The following is a 2,638-nucleotide window of genomic DNA, read 5'->3' on the forward strand; positions in this document are numbered from 1 at the left end:
TGCGTAATTTCTTTGGTGAGGGTTAATCCGATAGGATTGTGAAGCATTTATTAGGGTGCGAAACTTGAGTAAAAAGTATCTAGAATCAAATGCGTGACATAATTGTCTAGTTTTACATTATACGATTGACTACAAAATAAACTTAGGGTATGCTAAAAAAACGTAACCGTTACGCTTTACATACAAAGGAGTTATCTTTATGAATAGAAACAAACCACTTGTAGTCTCACTGCTGGTAGGGCTCATAATTCTGGTAAGCGTGATCGCTGTCCTCTGGAACAGAACCTCACCTGGATTCCCCGATCCGGATGAAGGGGCAGAGCAGGAACAGGAACAGCCGGCTGAACCGGATACTGATGAAGAACCGGAAGATACAGACCAAGAAGAACCGGCAGGGGAAGAACCCGAAGAACAGGTTGTCACGCGTTATGAGGAAAGCATGTTTGACCTTCCTGTGACAGGAGCGGGTGGGTTCACTTCAGTAAATACCCACTTGCGCGAAACGGCCTCAGAAGATGCCGAATCCTTGACAATTTTACCTGCGGGCACGCCGTTTTATATTATTGAGGAGCAAGGTAACTGGTGGCACGTACAAACTGAAGATCAGGAAGGCTGGCTGTCTAATCAGCTGGCGTTCATTAACTTGCCGGATGTGCTTCCTTCAGCCATCTACGATAATCCGAATACCTACGGGTCGATTTTCCGTTCTTCATACACCGATATACCCGGAATTACAGGAGAAGTACTATATGAGGGGTATGGAATGAATGAGCGCCTGGATAGGGAAGAGTTCATCATGCCGATTATCTACAGTACAGCTCATAAAATTGCTGAGGCTCAGCAGGCTGCTTTAGAAAATAACGAAACGCTTGTCATCATGGAAGCATTCAGACCAAGCACAGCCCAAGTTCTGGTCAACGAACAATTATCGGAACTGGCTGAGCAGAACGAGGAAGTCATGCACGGTCTAACTGAAGCGCCATGGACAATGAACTGGTTCATCAACGAAGGGGTATCCAATCACCAAAGAGGTCTGGCAGTAGATCTGACCCTGGCTCGAGTGGAGTCGCTAGAGGAACGGATCATTGATCATTATATTGTTCCGCAAGTGACCGAATATGCCATATACGAAATGTATTCTCCAATATTTGAATTAAGTACGGCATCAGCTAAGCTGGAGCGACCAATTGCTGCCAGAGACCGGGTCGGCTGGCAGGACATTCCGTATATGAATCATGTCAACGAAGAGGCTATACGACTGGAAGCCTACATGTTTGAAGCTGATCTGATACCGATCGCTTCAGAGTGGTGGCACTTCAACGACATTGATGTACTGGAAGAATTTGAAGAAGAACTGGGAGATGGCAATTTCCATCTGGACACTGTCATCAACCGCCTTCCGAGTGATGTTGGCCTAGTAGAATAGAAAAGTAATTAACTCCCAGCTGGAATTATCGGAATCAGCTGGGAGTTTTTGTCTGTTTTGGGCGTGGCTTGATTTCTGTATCTTTTGGTGTAATGAACTTCATTATGATGCAGGTAGAGTCTAGTTCGTGCGGAAGAAAGTGGTCTGAACTACATCGGACGGCTGGCCGGTTGAGTTTAGCACGATCAGGATGGCCCGAACTACATTCTGAGAGCACAAAAATGGAGTACAGAAAGCTCGTTGGGCGCTGAACTATACTGGGAGTGTTTCAATGATGTAAAATCTGGCCTGGCCAGATTGTCAGTTTAAGCTTTTAGGTTTGATCAACAGTAGCTAGTGAAGTTCAGCACGGATTTTGTGTATGAACTTCATTATGATGCAGGTAGAGTCTAGTTCGTGCGGAAGAAAGTAGTCTGAACTACACCGGATGGCTGGCCGATTGAGTTTAACACGATCAGGATGGCCTGAACTACATTCTGAGAGCACAAAAATGGAGTTCAGAAGACTCGTTGTGCGCTGAACTATACTGGGAGTGTTTCAATGAAGTAAAATCTGGCCTGGCCAGATTGTCAGTTTAAGCTTTTAGGTTTGATCAACAGTAGCTAGTGAAGTTCAGCACGGATTTTGTGTATGAACTTCATTATGATGCAGATAAAGTCTAGTTCGTGCAGAAGAAAGTGGTCTGAACTACACCGGACGGCTGGCCGATTGAGTTTAGCACGAGTATGTTGGCCTGAACTACATTCTGAGAGCACTAGAATAGAGTTCAGAAGACTCGTTGGGCGCTGAACTATACTGAGAGTGTTTCAATGATGTAAAATCTGGCCTGGCCAGATTGTCAGTTTAAGCTTTTAGGTTTGATCAACAGTAGCTAGTGAAGTTCAGCACGGATTTTGTGTATGAACTTCATTATGATGCAGGTAGAGTCTAGTTCGTGCGGAAGAAAGTAGTCTGAACTACATCGGACGGCTGGCCGATTGAGTTTAGCACGATCAGGATGGCCCGAACTACATTCTGAGAGCACTAGAATAGAGTTCAGAAGACTCGTTGGGCGCTGAACTATACTGAGAGTGTTTCAATGATGTAAAATCTGGCCTGGCCAGATTGTCATGTGTTATTGAATGTCAAAAATTCCATATTCCTATGTGTAAAATTAATGTCGGAAGAGGGGAAATTCGACCTAGACAAAAAGAAAGAAGACCCTTAATCTAG

General features: G+C 44.7%; 1 protein-coding gene. It reads left to right on the forward strand.

Annotated features, from left to right (window positions below; genetic code table 11):
• Nucleotides 1-199 precede the first annotated feature (199 nt).
• On the forward strand, nt 200-1,426 hold the full coding sequence (locus tag ABFX15_RS08315) for an SH3 domain-containing protein (protein WP_346024992.1): 1,227 nt from the start codon (nt 200-202) through the stop codon (nt 1,424-1,426).
• Nucleotides 1,427-2,638 lie beyond the last annotated feature (1,212 nt).

This window comes from Alkalibacterium indicireducens (genome assembly GCF_039522005.1).
GTDB classification, from domain to species: domain Bacteria; phylum Bacillota; class Bacilli; order Lactobacillales; family Carnobacteriaceae_A; genus Alkalibacterium; species Alkalibacterium indicireducens.